Source organism: Sphingopyxis sp. MC1, from assembly GCF_000371385.1.
Taxonomy (GTDB): domain Bacteria; phylum Pseudomonadota; class Alphaproteobacteria; order Sphingomonadales; family Sphingomonadaceae; genus Sphingopyxis; species Sphingopyxis terrae.
Map to the genome: position 1 here is coordinate 44,192 of NZ_AOUN01000003.1, position 14,349 is coordinate 58,540.

Below are 14,349 nucleotides of genomic sequence, written 5' to 3' on the forward strand. Positions count from 1 at the left end.
TGCTCCTCGGTTCCGATGCAGAAACGACAGGTGTCGCCGCATCATTTTCCAACTCGGAAAGCGATACGCCAGACTTTCCGATTCGGCAAGTTATAATTTTCCAGTCTGGAAAGTCATTCGGCGACGATCCGCACCGGCATGTGGACGAACCCGTGGAGGAAGGGGCTCGCCAGCCGCTCGGGCGCGCCTTGGGGTTCGATGCGGATGCCACGCGCCACGATTTCCTCGATCAGCGTACAAAGCTGGATTTCGGCCAGCCGCGCGCCCACGCAGCGGTGGATGCCGTGACCGAAGGCGACGTGGCGCCGCGCATTGTCGCGGCCTACGTCGAAAAGGTCAGCTTGCGGAAACACGCTCTCGTCGCGGTTCGCCGAAATATACCAGAGGATCACCTTTTCACCTCGGCGGATCGCCTGTCCGCCCAGTTCGGTGTCGGCCATGCAGGTCCGCCGCATGTGCGTGACCGGCGATTGCCAGCGGATGATCTCCTGCGCCGCATTGGGGATCAGCGCGGGGTCGGCGCGCAGCCGATCGAGCTCGCCGGGAAAACGGTGCAGCGCCTCGACCAGCCCGCTCATCGAATTGCGCGTCGTGTCATTGCCCCCGACGATCAGCAGCGCGATATTGGCGAGCCGCTCCATCGGGTTGAGGCTGCCCATCGCCTCGCTGTGGACCATACGCGACAACAGGTCGTCGCTCGGCGGCAGCGCCTTGCGCGCTTCGAGCTCGCGGTCGAAGCGCGCCAGCATCGCGCCCATTTCGGCCATCCACTGCGCGCGATACTCCTCGCTCGCCGTCTCGGGCGAGACATTGCCGCCATAGTCGGACCAGCGTTTGAGGTCGTGGCGTTCCTCCCACGGAAAATCGAACAGGATGCACAGCATCCCGATCGTCAGCGGCACCGACACGCTCTCGACCCAATCGAACGTCTCGCCGACCGGCAGCGCGTCGAACAACTCGCGCGTCCGCTGCTTCACCGTCTTTTCGCGCTCCGCCATCTGGCTCGGGTTGAAGGCGGGGGCGATCACCTTGCGCTGTGCGGTATGGACCGGCGGATCGGCGGCGATGAAATTGGGCAGGTTCGATTCGGGGGGCGGATCGGCGATGACGATATTGCCATTCTCCCACGACGAGGAAAATGTCGCCGGATCAAGCTCGACCGCCTGCACCAGCGCGTGCGTCGCGACCGACCAATAGCCGCCATAGGGGCTGTCGGGACACCAGCTCACCGGCATCTCGGCGCGTAGCCGCTCAAAAGGCTCGCGCCAGCGATCCTCGACATAGAGCGCGATGTCGCTGACATCGACCGGCGTGATCGCCCGCGCTTCGTCCATCACCGACGCCATATCGCTCTCCCGCTATCGTTGCTTTGCGGGCCAGTGTAGCGGGGCCGGGCCGCGCCGCAAGCCGCGACGTGCGGGGAAAAAGGCCATGCGCCGCGCGACCCGCGGCGACGCATGGCGCGGCTTCACTTCTTGGGCGCGGGTGCCGGTGCAGTCTTTGCGGCCATCCTGCGATGCGCCGCCTTGCGATGCGCCGCAGCGTGGCGCCGGGCGGCGGCGTGCTTGCGCGCTGCCTGATGCTTGTGCGCCGCATGGTGCCTGACCGCGACCGCATGGCCTTCGCGCTGCATGCAATTGTCGGTCACCGTCTTCGAGCAATAGGGGGTCGCATCCTGCGCGACCGCCGCGGTTCCCGACAGCGCGAGCAGCGCGGCGGCGCCAAGCGTGGCGAGTTTGATCCTCAACATGACAGGCCTTCCTTTCATCCCGATGGGAAGGCGAAGATGGCACGCCCATCATGGCGCCCCTGCGTCCGCAACATTACAAAGGCGCAATGCGGACGGGAGGGCAGCATCGGCGAGCCGGGAGCGACGGACTTCGCCGCAGCGCCCGTCTGGTCTGCGGCGTCTATTTTCCGGTCGAAGCCGCTGCGAACTCGTGGACGAAAACGCCCGGCGTGCGGCTGTCGAATGCCGCCTGGAGCACACAGCTGGACGCCTTCAGCTGGGCGCACAAACGCTTCGCGGCCTCCCTAGCGCGGCGCGGCGTCGTTTCGACCGTCGCATTGTCGAAATTGCCGTTGTAGCGGAAGGTCTGGATAATCCCGTTGCCCGACAGCGCGACCATCTCGCATGTGCGGCCGGGATTGGCATCGCTGCACGCCTTGACCGCCGTGTCGACCGCGACCTTGCTGTCGCGATAGCCGGTCGCAAGGTAAAGCTTTCCGTCATAGCCCTCATTGCCGTGCACCCATGCCCCGGCGCCATATATCTTGCGCGCCTCGGCGCCCGGACGATATTGTCGCCGCGACGAATTGAAGGTCATATATATTTCGCACGGCAGCAGCTGCTGCGCGCTGCAATCCGCCAGCACCTTGTCCCGTTCTGAACGGTCCTTGTCCAGCCACGCGTTGTAGAAATAGCCGACGCGGTCGCGGATGATCACCATCGACGAATTCCACCATTCGCCCGTCGTGGTGCAGCCGCCGCCCATCACGGCATTGCATGCGGCCCGCGCCTCACGCTCGGCGGCCCCGGCATCGCTGTAACCGCCCTCGAACCAGACGTCGGCTGCGTCGGGATGCCAGGCGACCGCGGCATAGTCGCGGACCGGGGCCTGCGGTGCCGCAGGTTCGTCGTCATAGCCTCCGTCATCGTCGCGCACGCACAAGGGGACCGGGGCGACACCGTCGCCGCCGGGCGTCATGCCGACCATCCGTTCGCCGGGCCCCGGCCCGGGGCAAGGATAGGCCTGCGCGCGCGCCGACGGGGCAGCAGACAGCGCGGCCCATGCGACCAGCACGGCGAACAGGGGCCACCATCGGCGCGGCGGATTGACGGGATGCATGGCGAACCTCGCTTTCAGGATGGGCGTCAGCCGGGACGGCGAGTCTAGAGTCCATCGGGGGAAGCGACAGCGAGGGCCGGGTACCGGTACATCGGATACCGCGATGGACAGCCGCGCCGCGCGCGCCTATGGTGGCTTCGTCCCCGGGGAGCCTGCCGTGCAATCGCAGGTTGAGAGCGGAATAGACCGCGACCCGTCGAACCTGATCCCGGTAATACGGGCGGAGGGAGGGCGCGCGCTGGATCGTCACCGGACCGCTTGCACCCCCTTCTCGTCCGTCAGGAAGGAAGGAGAGCGTGCCATGCCCGATGCTGCCATCCCCGCCGCCTCTTATACCGCGCAGGCGCCCGCCTGGTCGGCGCTGATCCTCGGCCTGTTCCTGCTCGCGGCCGCGATCGACGAGCTGCGCCGCCCCGGCCAGTGGCACCGGATGATCGAGGAGATCGAAGGCTCTCCCGCGCTCCAGATGCTCACCGGGCTGTTCGAGATCATCTTCGGCACGCTGCTCTACCTCGCCAATCGCGGCCCCGACGGCTGGCCTGCGGGCGATCCGCTCGCGCTCGTCCTCACCATCCTCGGCGGCCTCGCGGTGATCGAGGCGCTGGCGGTCACCGCCTTTGCCGATCTCTACGTCCGTTTCTGGATGCGCAAGCTGGGGACGCGTACGCGCCCGCTCGCCGTCCTCGCGCTCCTCCTCGGCCTCGGCTTCACCGCCGCGGGCCTCCTCCGTCTTGTCTGAACCCCACCCCAAGGAAAGCTGAACCCCATGGCCGACATCGATTCCCGCATTGAAGCCGCCGACCGCATCGGCGTCACCACCGGACCTATTCGCGGCAGCCGCAAGGTGCACATCGCCAGCCCGACGGGCAGCGGCATCCGCGTCGCGATGCGCGAGATCGATCTCGACCCCCATTCGGGCGAGCCCAGCGTCCGCGTCTATGACACGTCGGGCCCCTACACCGATCCCAATGCGAACATCGACATCGCGCAGGGCCTCCCCGAGCTGCGCGCGGCGTGGATCCGCGCCCGCGGCGATGTCGAGGAAGTGACCCAGCGCGAGGTGCGGCCCGAAGATAACGGCCAGCTCGGTCCCGACCGGTCGGGCGGCGTCCCCGCCTTCCCCAACGTCCGCAAGACCGTCCTACGCGCGAAGCCCGGCGCGAACGTCAGCCAGATGCACTATGCTCGCCGCGGCATCATCACGCCCGAGATGGAATATGTCGCCACCCGCGAAAATCTCGGCCGCGAACGCCTGAGCGAATATATCCGCGACGGGCAGGACTGGGGCGCCAGCATCCCCGATTATGTCACCCCCGAATTCGTCCGCGACGAGGTTGCGCGCGGCCGCGCGATCATCCCCAACAACATCAACCACCCCGAAAGCGAGCCGATGGCGATCGGCCGCAATTTCCTGGTCAAGATCAACGCCAATATCGGCAACAGCGCGGTCGCATCCGACGTCGCGAGCGAGGTCGACAAGATGGTCTGGTCGATCCGCTGGGGCGCCGACACCGTCATGGACCTGTCGACCGGGCGCAACATCCACGACACGCGCGAATGGATCATCCGCAACTCCCCCGTCCCGATCGGCACCGTCCCCATCTATCAGGCGCTCGAAAAGGTCGGCGGCATCGCCGAGGAGCTGACGTGGGAAATCTTCCGCGACACGCTGATCGAACAGGCCGAGCAGGGCGTCGACTACTTCACCATCCACGCCGGCGTCCGCCTGCCCTACGTCCCGCTCGCCGCGAAGCGCGTCACCGGCATCGTCAGCCGCGGCGGCAGCATCATGGCGAAATGGTGCCTCGCGCATCACCGCGAGAGCTTCCTCTACGAACGCTTCGACGAGATTACCGAGATCATGAAGGCCTATGACATCGCCTATTCCTTGGGCGACGGCCTCCGCCCCGGCAGCATCGCCGACGCCAATGACGAGGCGCAGTTCGCCGAGCTCTACACGCTGGGCGAGCTCACCAAGCGCGCCTGGGATCAGGATGTGCAGGTGATGATCGAGGGGCCGGGGCACGTGCCCATGCACAAGATCAAGGAGAATATGGACAAGCAGCTCGAAGCGTGCGGCGAGGCGCCCTTCTACACATTGGGGCCGCTCACCACCGACATCGCGCCGGGTTACGACCATATCACCAGCGGCATCGGCGCCGCGATGATCGGCTGGTACGGCACCGCGATGCTCTGTTACGTCACCCCCAAGGAGCATCTCGGCCTCCCCGACCGCGACGATGTGAAGGTCGGCGTCGTCACCTACAAGCTCGCCGCCCACGCCGCCGACCTGGCCAAGGGCCACCCCGCCGCCAAGGTCCGCGACGACGCGCTATCGAAAGCGCGCTTCGAATTCCGCTGGCGCGACCAGTTCAACCTGTCGCTCGACCCCGACACGGCCGAGCAATATCACGACCAGACGCTCCCGGCCGAGGGCGCCAAGTCGGCGCATTTCTGCAGCATGTGCGGGCCGAAATTCTGTTCGATGAAGATCAGCCAAGAAGTCCGCGACTTCGCGAAGCTGCAAAATCAGGACAGCGCCGCCTTCATCGCCGCCGAAGAGGCCGAAAAGGGCATGGCGAAAATGAGCGAGGTTTATGAGGAAACCGGGCGCGAGCTGTATATGGGCGCTGGTGGTCGGGAGCATGATTGACGGGAAGAACGTCCCGACATTCTGGCAGTAGCATTTTTGGCAATTGATCTTCAAAATGCCCTTAGACAAGGCACAGGGAGATAGTGGCCGTGAGTCGGGAAAAGATCCAGAGCATTGCTCTCGAAAGAAAAATACCTTTTCTGGTCCATTTCACCAGAGCTGAAAATATCCCGTCAATTATGACACACGGCTTGCTGCCGATTAGTGAAGCGAAGAAAAAAGGACTAAATCCAGCAATAAACGATACCGAACGACTGGATGGGCGACTGAATGGAACTTCGCTTTCCGTAGCGTTTCCAAACGGTTCGATGTTCTACCGCCTAAGAAAAGAGAATCCAGACGTCGACTGGGTAATACTTGCCCTCTCGCCAAGCATACTGTGGTCGAAAGATGTTCTCTTCTGTCGTCACAATGCTGCGGATGTTCGCGTAAGCCGGGTCGCCTCGGAGGTGCTGCGTAATCCAGCGTCATTTGAGGGCATGTTTGAAGCGATTGATGGACATGAAAGCCGCAAAGACCAGGCTCTAAAGGCGTTCGATCCCACCGATGTCCAAGGCGAGGTGTTGGTCATGGAAGCCATCGAACCAGAGTTCATTCTAGGCGCGCTATTCAACACAACCGCGGCAAAGGAAGCAAGCGAGGCACATTTTGGTCGAAGGAAATTGATCGTGCATGGAGGGCAAAAGGGCTTGTTTGCCAATCGAACATATTACCGAAAGTTCGGCGGCGGCTGATGGCAAAACGGCCTATCTTTGTACCACTACACGATGGAAAGCGTTTTGTACTTGAGCGGTACGTCGACTTCGAATGGCATGCTGGATTCGCAAAATCGCAAAAACAGAAGAGTATTCGTGCCCTCCATGAGATGGCTAGGCGCGAGTACGATGTGCAGAATCCATTGGAGATATCTTCAAAATCGGAAGACTCACTTGGCGTTGCCCTTTCATCATTTAATCTGAAATTCTCTACTAAAAAGGGCAGAACACTTACTGTTGAGGCCGCATTTCAAGGCAGCAAAGTTTTTTCAAACGGTGGGCCGTATACGGACATTTTTGAAAAAAGCCCTATCGAGGCGAAGCGCGACGAACGCTTAAAGAATAGTGGAAATTTGATAAAGTTCTCTTTTTTTGGAGAGGACTGGGGGCTGGAACCAAAAACGGCATTTTACGATTGGCTATATATAAATGCGCTTCTCAAAAATAGAAATCTTATCGTAGATCTGGTAAAACGAGACGGGTTTTCGGACATAGAATTCAATCCGGAGAGATCTATAAATTGTCAAGCTAGGTCTGCGGCATTGTTTTGTGCTCTTTACCACACGGATAGATTAGAGGACGCCATTGCCAGCAGAGAAAATTTCCTAAGCCTGTACGCTGGCCGCGTTTCCGATCCTCATAATCCGGGTCCGATTCGATATTTGATATAGATCATGATGTCCGCGCGGGCGCAAACTAGCTCGACTCTCGTAACGCTCTATCATTATGAGATATAATGACAAACATGGAAGGCCATTGGAACAAATCAGAAACTCTTGGCACTCTCATGGGGAGTGTGCTAATTGGCATAGCTGGAGGTTCCCATGCCGATGGATAGAATTTCCCTTATGCGATGCATTGAACTCTTCCAGTTTCCGCTGGAGCGGAGGTTGCGAAAAATAAAGCAAGACGCCCGCAAGTCTCTTCTCAAAGAACTGCCTCGCGATAAGGATGAAGGGGGAGGAGATTTCTATTCGGAATTCTGGGCAGATGCCAAAGCGAAAGCCGCCAACGATGACTTTGACCTTTTTGGCTCTACCCACGAAAGGATTTTGAAGAACAAATCAAAGCGGAGGCTCTACCCCATTCTGTTGCAGGGATTTGTAAGGGGTTGGGATGCAATCCGGGAAAAATTGGAAATCCGGGGCAAGATCAGCGTTATCAGAGGCATAACGGCGGAAATCGAGGGATCATCAGAAGCCGACTCAGTGATTATCAAAAACACACTGACCATTCGGACCGAGGACAAGCGGCTTCACATAATCTACCCGTACTTCTCAAAAGACGAAGCACTGGGCGTCCGACATGCGGGCATGGCAATCGCGGCAATGCAAGACGGGTTTGAGAAAACAAATCCAGATAATATCGTTATCATTGATGTCCTCCGAGGAACGGTTTTCTTTGACAAGGAGGCAGACCTTCCGCCGGGAGGGGCGTCGGCTCTTATCGAAAAATATTACGCTGTGATGCGCGAATGGAGAACGCAGCGTCGCCTCCTTTCTAGAGGCTGGTAGCGGCGTAAAGCTATGCCATTCGGCCTAGCCACACATCATGCGCGCCCGAAACCCCCTCTATATCATGGCCAAGCCGCCGCCGGAGGTTCAGGCGCAGATCGCCGCGCTGCCGCGCAACGATCCTTCGCGCGGCCCGGACCTCCTCCATGTCACGCTCGTCTCGCTCTACGACCTGCACCATGTGCCGCCCGAGTGGCTTCCCGCGACCATCGCTGCGCTCGACAGCTTCGCCGCGGCGCCCTTTCCGCTCCGCTTCGACCGGATCGAAAACCGCAAGGCGGTGACGCTGCGCACGCGCGATCCGCTGGCCGAGGCGCGGGCGTTCCAGAAGGCGCTGGTCAATCATCTGCTGCGCGAAAAGGCGCCGATCATGGACGGCACCACCCCCGAACCGCATATCACGATCAACTATCGCGGCGACCGGCTGAATGCCCAGAAAATCCCGCCGATCCGCTGGACGGTGGACGAGATCATGCTGACCGAAAGCATCGTCGGCAAGACCACCCATGTCGAACATGGCCGCTGGCGGCTGCGTGGGGACGCGGGCTGAGCGATTGCGTCCATCCCCTTTCGAAAATCCGCCCTGCCGCGCAGCGATGGCGGACACGCCGTCACCCGAAGTAGCGACGAAACCAGCCCCGCTTTCGGGGAACGACCGGCGACTGGCCGGAAATGCGCAGCAGATATTGGCCCAGGATCGCCGCTTGCTGTTTGGTCATCAATATCCGGAACAGGTCGGGATCGTGCGCCTTTGCCGCTTCCGAAGATTGCACGCTTTCCAGCCGGAGCATGATGCGGTCGCCCGCGTCATGATGGTCCCAGCCGACCAGTGCCCCGAAACTCTCCATCATCCCGCCTCTCCCCCCACCCTCTTCGCGCGGCCGGTGCCGCCGGCGCGATAGGGGCTTTTACCAGAGCGGCGGCAAAATGTCGTGCAATGGCCGAAAAAGCCGCCAGTCCGCGGCCCCCGCAAAAACCCCTTTCCTACATTGCCCCGCCATGGTTCATCCTGTTCGATGACCCAATCCAAACCCCATGCTCGCCCCGCGCCGCCGCGTGATCCGGCCTTGCAAGGCCCGGCGCCGCAAAGCCTGATCGCCGCGTTGTCCGCCTTCACCCCCGCGCAGCTTCAGCGCCGGCGCAGCAGCGGCTGGACCCCCGACCGCCAGCGCAAGTTTATCGAGTCGCTCGCCGCAACGGCCTGCGTGACCGAAGCGGCGGCGAGCGTCGGGCTATCGGCGACGTCGGCCTATAACCTCCGCCGCCGCCCCGATGCCCATGCGTTCCGCCATGCGTGGGATGCCGCGATCGATTGCGGGATGCGGCGGCTGGTCGACGCCGCGCTGGCGCGCGCGGTCCACGGCGTGCCCGTCCCCATATTCTACCAGGGCGAACAGGTGGGCGAGCGGCGCGAATATCCCGAACGGCTCGCGATGTTCCTGATGCGCGCGCACGACCCCCGTCGTTTTGCCGCCGCCGGTTCGGGCGACGCGGGCCGCGGCGCCGCGCCCGCCGATGGCGATCCCGCCGAAGCCCGGCTGACCGATGCGCTCGCGCGGATCGGCGCGCCCACCGACGGCCCGCCGCCCGCCCCGCCGCTGCGCCTGCCCGGCCCCGCTGCCGACGATGGCGATGGCGATGGCGATGGCGATGTCGATGGCGACGGCGACGGCGCGGAACCAAGTGACTGATTTCATGGGCCCAGAGGTGACAAGTTTGACAAGTTAAGGCAAAGCGAGACAGATGACTGACACCGCTCCCACCGGCCCCGAACCCACAGGCCCCGATGCCGGTGCCACCTTCTATCACGGCACCCGCGCCGACCTGGCCGTCGGCGACCTGCTCGCCGCGGGTTGGACCAGCAATTACGACACCGACAAACCGCTCTCGTGGATCTATTTCTCCGCCGCGCTCGAATCGGCGATCTGGGGGTGCGAGCTTGCCGCGGGTGACGGGCGCGAGCGCATCTATATCGTCGCGCCGACCGGCGACTGGTTCGACGATCCCAATCTCACCGACAAGAAATTTCCCGGCAACCCGACGCGCAGCTACCGCAGCCGCGCGCCGCTGCGCATCGTCGGCGAAGTCGATAGCTGGACCCCGCACCCGCCCGAAGTGCTCGCCGCGATGAAGGACGGCCTCGCCCGGCTGAAGGCCGAGGGGAAGGATGTGATCATCGACTGACCTGGCGGGCGGGGCCGCGGCGCCGCCGGGATCAGCTGCCCTGGCGCTCGTCCTTGTAGAAGGGCCGGTCGCCGGCGATCGTCACCCGCTCCATCCGGCGCACCGCGGGGAAATAGTCGGACGCCGCATAATGCTGGCCGGCGCGATTGTCCCAAAAGGCGATCGATCCCGCCTCCCAGCGAAAGCGGCACTGATATTCGGGGATGGCCGCCTGCGCATAGAGATGCGCCAGCAGCCAATCGCTCTCCTTCTCGCTCAGCCCCTCGATATGGCTGGTGAAGGCGGTGTTGACATAGAGCGCCTGCTCGCCGGTTTCGGGGTGGGTGCGCACGACCGGGTGGCGCTGCGGCGGATATTGGTCGTGCAGTTCCTCCGGTCGCTTGCCCAGCCGGCGGGCAAAGACGCGCGCGATGTCGTGGACCGCGGTCAGGCCGCGGCACCATTCCTGCATCGCCGGCGACAGGCCGCGAAAGGCGGCGCCCATGTCGGCGAACAGCGTGTCGCCGCCGACCGGGGGAACCTCGACCGCGCGCAGGATCGACCCCAGCGACGGTTCGGCGCGCCAGGTGACGTCCGAATGCCACGCATTCTCCTGCCCCTTCGAATCGGGGCCGTGGGCGATGTGCAGCACTTCGGGATCGGGCTGGTCCTTCGGCGTCGCAGGGTGGATTTCCAGCGTCCCGAAGCGGCGGGCAAAGGCGATATGCTGCCGGACGGTGATGAACTGGTCGCGAAAGAAGATCACCTTGTGCGCCAGCAGCGCGGCGCGGATTTCGGCGATCGTCTCGTCATCCTGCTCGGCCGACAGGTCGATCCCGCCGATCTCGGCCCCGATCGACGGGGTCATCGGCATGACTTTCAGGCGGGCAAAACTGCGCGGCGACGCGGCGACGTTCATGGCATCTCTCTCCAACCGTTCCTGTTTTCGGCGGCGAATAGGCGCCTTCGCCGCCGCCGAGTCAAGGCAGGCGCTCCGGCCCGCGACGGAACCACAGGCGGCGTTCGCGGGTCTTGTAGGGCGGAAGACCTGCACTCCACCCGGCCGCTCCCCCGGCCTTTCCCCCCGACAGGTCAGGAGAGACGATATGAAAAAAGCAACGATGCTCACCCTCGCCCCCATCGCCGCGGCGACCGCGCTTGCGGGCTGCGCCTCGACCGGCAGCTATGGCTATGACGACGGCGGCTACGGCTATTACGACAACAGCTATCACGACCGCTACGGCCGCTACGACTGGAACAATCCCGATCCGCGCTACGGCGGCTACTACGCCGACAATTATTACCGCAACGACCGCCGCTACCGCGAACGCCGCATGTCCGACGGCGATCGCATCTATCGCGGCCGCGACGGCAAATATTATTGCCGCCGCTCCGACGGCACCACCGGGCTGATCGTCGGCGGCATCGCGGGCGGTGTCCTCGGCAACGTCATCGCGCCGGGCGATTCGAAGACGTTGGGCACGGTGATCGGTGCCATCGGCGGCGCGGTCGCGGGCAATGCGATCGACCGCGGCAGCAAGAAGGACGACGTGCGCTGCCGCTAAGCGTCTCCGCCGGGCCGGCCTGTGCCGGCCCGGCGCACCGCCTCAATTCTCGAGCGTGTGTTCGAGCGTGATCTCGCAGTTCAAAACTTTAGAGATCGGGCAATTGGCCTTGGCATCGGCGGCGATAGCCGCAAAACGGTCCGCCTCGATCCCCGGCACCCGCGCCGTCAGCGTCAGTGCCGATTTGGTCACCGTGAAGCCGTCACCATCCTTGTCGAGCGTCACATCGGCCTTGGTATCGATCTGTCCATCGCTGAACCCTGCCCGTGCCAGTGCGAAGGACAGCGCCATGGTAAAGCAGGACGCATGCGCCGCCGCGATCAGCTCTTCGGGATTGGTGCCGGGTCCGTCCTCGAAACGCGATGCAAAGCCATAGGGCTGTGCATCAAGCGCGCCGCGCGCCGTCCAGATATGCCCCTTGCCGTCCTTGCCGAACCCTTCGTACCGCGCCGAACCGCTGTTGACCGTCATCGCTTTGCTCCTTCTGATGGCTCTCTCTTTGCAGGAAGCCCGCAGCGCCGCGATGGTTCCGGATCAGCGGGCAACACCGGCCTTGTCGAGTTCGCTGCCCAGTCGGCCGGTCAGCCACAGCGCCCACATGCGAAAATCGGCGGCGAGGCTCCACAAGGGGTAGGTAAAGGTTGCCGGTCGATTCTTCTCGACCCCGAAATGCGCCGCCCAGGCAAAGGCATAACCCGCAACGGGAAGCGCGGCGCACAGCCACCAGCGCCCGGTCGCAAGCGCGGCTACCGCCAGCAGCACGACGAGCGACGTACCCACATAGTGGAGCGCCCGCGTGTGCGGCTTGCTATGCTCGCGCAGGTAGAAGGGCCAGAATTCGGCAAAACTGCGGTAGGTGTGCGCCATCGCAGCAGGATGCGCACGGTCGCGGCGCGGGTCAAGCCCGGCATCGCCTCTACCCCGTGCGGCTCAACCGGACGAGTGCAGCGTCGAGCGCCTGCAGAAATTGCGACCGGTCGGCCTTTGAAAAGGGCGGCGGCCCGCCGATCCCCGCGCCCATGCCGGCGCGGAGGTCGGCCATGATCGCGCGTGTCGCGATGGCCGGTCCGATCGAGGCTGTAGTGAAGGGCTTGCCATTCGGCGCCAACACGGTCGCCCCCGCCTTGAGTGCGCGGTCGGCGAGCAAGATATCGGCCGTGACGACGATGCTGCGCGCATCGGCCGCCGCCGCGATCCAGTCGTCGGCAGCATCGAAACCGTCGGACACGGTTATCCGCTCGATCAGCGGGTGGTCGGGGACACGCAGACGGCTGTTGCTGACGACCTTCACCGGGACCTCGTGGCGCCAGGCGACGCGGTAGATTTCGTCCTTCACCGGGCAGGCGTCGGCGTCGACCAGGATCGTCGGCATCCCGCTCATCCGGCAATCCCGTCCCACAACAGCTTCGCGCCCAGCAAGACCATCAACCCGTAGATGATCACATAGAAGCGCGCGCCGTCGATCCGCTTCAGCCAGCGCACCGTCAGCAGCGTCGCGACGATCGCCAGCGGCATCAGGAGCAGGGCCGCAACGATCACCTCGTGCGGGAAGGCGCCGAGCGCCAGATAGGCGGGAACCTTCATCCAGTTGACGATCGCGAACAGGATGGCGCTGGTCCCGATGAAGCTGAGGTGCGGCAGCTTGCGCGGCGTCACCCACATCTGGAACGGCGGACCTCCGGCATGTGCGATCTGGCTGGTGAACCCCATCAGCCCGCCGAACAGCGTCCCCACCCAGCCCGGCGAGCGCGACGCCGCGACGATGCGTCCGCCGCGCTCCACCCACAGGCGATAGAGACCGAAGGCGAGCGTGATCGCACCGAGCGCCGCCATCAACTGCGCCTCATCGACGCGGTCGGCATAATAATATCCGGCCGCAACGCCCGCCGCCGCACCGGGGAGCATCCAGCCGATGACCCAGCCGTCCCACGTCTTGCGAAACGACCACACGCTGATGACGTCCTGCACGATCAGGATCGGCAGCAACAAAGCCGCCGCGGTGGCCGGCGGCAGCACCAGTGCCGCCAGCGGCGTCGCGAGCGCGCCGACCCCGGCCAGCCCGCCCTTCGCCATGCCGAGCAGGATGACCGCGACGATCAGCACCGCGAGCGTCAGCGGATCGGCGAGGATGCTCATGCGGCCGACGGGTCGACCGGGTCGGGCAGCCGCCAGTCGATCGCCCCGCGCCCGTGCGCCTCCAGAAAGGCATTCGCCTGGCTGAACGGCCGCGACCCGAAAAAGCCGTTATGCGCCGACAAGGGCGACGGGTGCGGCGCGCGCAGGATCAGGTGCGGGCCGTCGGCGCCCAGTCCCGGCACGTTCGCCGCCTTGCGCTGCGCATGGCTGCCCCACAGGATGAAGACCTTGGGCGCGGGGTCGGCAGCGACCGCAGCGACTGCGGCGTCGGTGAACTTCTCCCACCCCTTGCCCTGATGCGATGCCGCCTGCCCGCTTTCGACCGTCAGCACATTGTTGAGCAGCAACACGCCTTGTTCGGCCCAATGCTTCAGATATCCGTGCCGCGCCGGCGGGATGCCGAGGTCGCTCGCCATTTCCTTGTAGATGTTGACGAGGCTGGGCGGCGTGCGAACGCCCGGCTGGACCGAAAAGCACAGCCCGTGCGCCTGTCCCGGCCCATGATAGGGATCCTGCCCAAGGATGACGACGCGGACGTCCTGCGGCGGCGTCGCATCAAGCGCGGCGAACCAGTCGCGGGGGCGGGGAAAGATTGTCTTCCCCTTCGCCCGCTGTTCGCCCAGAAAGGCCCTGAGCTGCGCCATATAGGGCTGGTCGAACTCGCCGCCGATGCGCGCGAGCCAGTCGGGATGCAATTTGACATCGGCCATGCGG

Annotated in this window: 19 protein-coding genes and 1 riboswitch; of the genes, 9 read left to right on the forward strand and 10 right to left on the reverse strand. The window is 63.9% G+C overall.

Features of this window, described 5'->3' with window-relative positions; translation table 11 throughout:
- Positions 1 to 113 precede the first annotated feature (113 nt).
- The 3 genes from EBMC1_RS04005 to EBMC1_RS04015 all read right to left on the reverse strand — a co-directional run bounded on the left by EBMC1_RS04005 (position 114) and on the right by EBMC1_RS04015 (position 2,849).
- The gene (locus tag EBMC1_RS04005) at positions 114 to 1,346 is read right to left on the reverse strand and encodes a cytochrome P450 (protein WP_003041008.1); all 1,233 of its coding nucleotides are present in this window, start codon (positions 1,344 to 1,346) and stop codon (positions 114 to 116) included.
- Positions 1,347 to 1,468: 122 nt separating this feature from the next.
- Positions 1,469 to 1,750 carry a hypothetical protein gene (locus tag EBMC1_RS04010; protein WP_003041011.1) on the reverse strand — a complete coding sequence of 94 codons (282 nt, stop codon included), beginning with the start codon at positions 1,748 to 1,750 and terminating at the stop codon, positions 1,469 to 1,471.
- A 160-nt stretch (positions 1,751 to 1,910) separates the two neighbouring features.
- Positions 1,911 to 2,849, reverse strand: coding sequence for a DUF4189 domain-containing protein (locus tag EBMC1_RS04015; RefSeq protein ID WP_003041013.1), 939 nt, complete (start codon positions 2,847 to 2,849; stop codon positions 1,911 to 1,913).
- A 134-nt stretch (positions 2,850 to 2,983) separates the two neighbouring features.
- A riboswitch (TPP riboswitch) is annotated at positions 2,984 to 3,095 on the forward strand.
- Positions 3,096 to 3,150: 55 nt separating this feature from the next.
- Between EBMC1_RS04015 and EBMC1_RS04020 the strand changes: the two genes are divergently transcribed.
- From EBMC1_RS04020 to EBMC1_RS17730, 6 genes are all read left to right on the forward strand, one after another.
- Positions 3,151 to 3,588, forward strand: a complete 438-nt coding sequence (locus tag EBMC1_RS04020; protein ID WP_003041016.1) for a hypothetical protein — start codon at positions 3,151 to 3,153, stop codon at positions 3,586 to 3,588.
- 27 nt (positions 3,589 to 3,615) lie between these two features.
- A complete protein-coding gene (thiC, locus tag EBMC1_RS04025) occupies positions 3,616 to 5,502 on the forward strand; it encodes a phosphomethylpyrimidine synthase ThiC (protein WP_003041019.1) in 1,887 nt (628 codons plus the stop codon).
- Between the two features lie 89 nt (positions 5,503 to 5,591).
- Entirely contained in the window at positions 5,592 to 6,236 is a 645-nt protein-coding gene (locus EBMC1_RS04030) for a DarT ssDNA thymidine ADP-ribosyltransferase family protein (protein WP_040589444.1), read from the forward strand.
- Positions 6,236 to 6,928: a DarT1-associated NADAR antitoxin family protein gene (locus EBMC1_RS18040; protein ID WP_081611136.1), complete on the forward strand. Its 693-nt coding sequence runs from the start codon at positions 6,236 to 6,238 to the stop codon at positions 6,926 to 6,928. Before EBMC1_RS04030 ends, EBMC1_RS18040 begins: the two co-directional genes overlap by 1 nt.
- Before the next feature lie 153 nt (positions 6,929 to 7,081).
- The gene (locus EBMC1_RS17725; RefSeq protein ID WP_196795393.1) at positions 7,082 to 7,771 is read left to right on the forward strand and encodes a hypothetical protein; all 690 of its coding nucleotides are present in this window, start codon (positions 7,082 to 7,084) and stop codon (positions 7,769 to 7,771) included.
- 37 nt (positions 7,772 to 7,808) lie between these two features.
- Complete coding sequence (locus EBMC1_RS17730; protein WP_003041026.1) at positions 7,809 to 8,321, forward strand: 2'-5' RNA ligase family protein; 513 nt, start codon at positions 7,809 to 7,811, stop codon at positions 8,319 to 8,321.
- 61 nt (positions 8,322 to 8,382) lie between these two features.
- On the opposite strand, the gene EBMC1_RS04045 is transcribed toward EBMC1_RS17730, so the two are convergent.
- Positions 8,383 to 8,622: a hypothetical protein gene (locus tag EBMC1_RS04045; RefSeq protein ID WP_040589445.1), complete on the reverse strand. Its 240-nt coding sequence runs from the start codon at positions 8,620 to 8,622 to the stop codon at positions 8,383 to 8,385.
- A 165-nt stretch (positions 8,623 to 8,787) separates the two neighbouring features.
- Between EBMC1_RS04045 and EBMC1_RS04050 the strand changes: the two genes are divergently transcribed.
- Both EBMC1_RS04050 and arr read left to right on the forward strand, forming a co-directional pair.
- Entirely contained in the window at positions 8,788 to 9,462 is a 675-nt protein-coding gene (locus EBMC1_RS04050) for a hypothetical protein (RefSeq protein ID WP_003041033.1), read from the forward strand.
- A 52-nt stretch (positions 9,463 to 9,514) separates the two neighbouring features.
- Positions 9,515 to 9,955 (forward strand): NAD(+)--rifampin ADP-ribosyltransferase, encoded by a 441-nt coding sequence (gene arr, locus EBMC1_RS04055; protein WP_003041035.1) that lies wholly within the window; start codon positions 9,515 to 9,517, stop codon positions 9,953 to 9,955.
- Positions 9,956 to 9,986: 31 nt separating this feature from the next.
- On the opposite strand, the gene EBMC1_RS04060 is transcribed toward arr, so the two are convergent.
- The gene (locus EBMC1_RS04060; RefSeq protein ID WP_003041038.1) at positions 9,987 to 10,853 is read right to left on the reverse strand and encodes a TauD/TfdA dioxygenase family protein; all 867 of its coding nucleotides are present in this window, start codon (positions 10,851 to 10,853) and stop codon (positions 9,987 to 9,989) included.
- 187 nt (positions 10,854 to 11,040) lie between these two features.
- Here EBMC1_RS04060 and EBMC1_RS04065 point away from each other — a divergent pair, with 187 nt between their 5' ends.
- Entirely contained in the window at positions 11,041 to 11,499 is a 459-nt protein-coding gene (locus EBMC1_RS04065) for a glycine zipper 2TM domain-containing protein (protein WP_003041043.1), read from the forward strand.
- Between the two features lie 42 nt (positions 11,500 to 11,541).
- On the opposite strand, the gene EBMC1_RS04070 is transcribed toward EBMC1_RS04065, so the two are convergent.
- The 5 genes from EBMC1_RS04070 to ung form a co-directional block, all read right to left on the reverse strand.
- Positions 11,542 to 11,970: an OsmC family protein gene (locus EBMC1_RS04070; protein WP_003041046.1), complete on the reverse strand. Its 429-nt coding sequence runs from the start codon at positions 11,968 to 11,970 to the stop codon at positions 11,542 to 11,544.
- Between the two features lie 63 nt (positions 11,971 to 12,033).
- Positions 12,034 to 12,366 (reverse strand): DUF962 domain-containing protein, encoded by a 333-nt coding sequence (locus EBMC1_RS04075; protein WP_003041049.1) that lies wholly within the window; start codon positions 12,364 to 12,366, stop codon positions 12,034 to 12,036.
- Positions 12,367 to 12,415: 49 nt separating this feature from the next.
- On the reverse strand, positions 12,416 to 12,871 hold the full coding sequence (locus EBMC1_RS04080; protein WP_040589588.1) for a YaiI/YqxD family protein: 456 nt from the start codon (positions 12,869 to 12,871) through the stop codon (positions 12,416 to 12,418).
- 5 nt (positions 12,872 to 12,876) lie between these two features.
- Positions 12,877 to 13,635 (reverse strand): sulfite exporter TauE/SafE family protein, encoded by a 759-nt coding sequence (locus tag EBMC1_RS04085; protein ID WP_003041054.1) that lies wholly within the window; start codon positions 13,633 to 13,635, stop codon positions 12,877 to 12,879.
- A complete protein-coding gene (ung, locus tag EBMC1_RS04090; RefSeq protein ID WP_003041057.1) occupies positions 13,632 to 14,345 on the reverse strand; it encodes a uracil-DNA glycosylase in 714 nt (237 codons plus the stop codon). Before ung ends, EBMC1_RS04085 begins: the two co-directional genes overlap by 4 nt.
- Positions 14,346 to 14,349: the final 4 nt, after the last annotated feature.

What these genes read in the sequence shown, in the direction of transcription:
- EBMC1_RS04010 (WP_003041011.1), bottom strand. Translation starts at nt 1,750, where the DNA reads ATGTTGAGGATCAAACTCGCCACGCTTGGCGCCGCCGCGCTGCTCGCG.
- EBMC1_RS04085 (WP_003041054.1), bottom strand. Translation starts at nt 13,635, where the DNA reads ATGAGCATCCTCGCCGATCCGCTGACGCTCGCGGTGCTGATCGTCGCG.
- EBMC1_RS04050 (WP_003041033.1), top strand. Translation starts at nt 8,788, where the DNA reads ATGACCCAATCCAAACCCCATGCTCGCCCCGCGCCGCCGCGTGATCCG.
- arr (WP_003041035.1), top strand. Translation starts at nt 9,515, where the DNA reads ATGACTGACACCGCTCCCACCGGCCCCGAACCCACAGGCCCCGATGCC.
- EBMC1_RS18040 (WP_081611136.1), top strand. Translation starts at nt 6,236, where the DNA reads ATGGCAAAACGGCCTATCTTTGTACCACTACACGATGGAAAGCGTTTT.
- EBMC1_RS17730 (WP_003041026.1), top strand. Translation starts at nt 7,809, where the DNA reads ATGCGCGCCCGAAACCCCCTCTATATCATGGCCAAGCCGCCGCCGGAG.
- EBMC1_RS04020 (WP_003041016.1), top strand. Translation starts at nt 3,151, where the DNA reads ATGCCCGATGCTGCCATCCCCGCCGCCTCTTATACCGCGCAGGCGCCC.
- EBMC1_RS04005 (WP_003041008.1), bottom strand. Translation starts at nt 1,346, where the DNA reads ATGGCGTCGGTGATGGACGAAGCGCGGGCGATCACGCCGGTCGATGTC.
- ung (WP_003041057.1), bottom strand. Translation starts at nt 14,345, where the DNA reads ATGGCCGATGTCAAATTGCATCCCGACTGGCTCGCGCGCATCGGCGGC.
- EBMC1_RS04065 (WP_003041043.1), top strand. Translation starts at nt 11,041, where the DNA reads ATGAAAAAAGCAACGATGCTCACCCTCGCCCCCATCGCCGCGGCGACC.
- EBMC1_RS04075 (WP_003041049.1), bottom strand. Translation starts at nt 12,366, where the DNA reads ATGGCGCACACCTACCGCAGTTTTGCCGAATTCTGGCCCTTCTACCTG.
- EBMC1_RS04045 (WP_040589445.1), bottom strand. Translation starts at nt 8,622, where the DNA reads ATGATGGAGAGTTTCGGGGCACTGGTCGGCTGGGACCATCATGACGCG.
- thiC (WP_003041019.1), top strand. Translation starts at nt 3,616, where the DNA reads ATGGCCGACATCGATTCCCGCATTGAAGCCGCCGACCGCATCGGCGTC.
- EBMC1_RS04060 (WP_003041038.1), bottom strand. Translation starts at nt 10,853, where the DNA reads ATGAACGTCGCCGCGTCGCCGCGCAGTTTTGCCCGCCTGAAAGTCATG.
- EBMC1_RS04070 (WP_003041046.1), bottom strand. Translation starts at nt 11,970, where the DNA reads ATGACGGTCAACAGCGGTTCGGCGCGGTACGAAGGGTTCGGCAAGGAC.
- EBMC1_RS04080 (WP_040589588.1), bottom strand. Translation starts at nt 12,871, where the DNA reads ATGCCGACGATCCTGGTCGACGCCGACGCCTGCCCGGTGAAGGACGAA.
- EBMC1_RS04015 (WP_003041013.1), bottom strand. Translation starts at nt 2,849, where the DNA reads ATGCATCCCGTCAATCCGCCGCGCCGATGGTGGCCCCTGTTCGCCGTG.
- EBMC1_RS17725 (WP_196795393.1), top strand. Translation starts at nt 7,082, where the DNA reads ATGCCGATGGATAGAATTTCCCTTATGCGATGCATTGAACTCTTCCAG.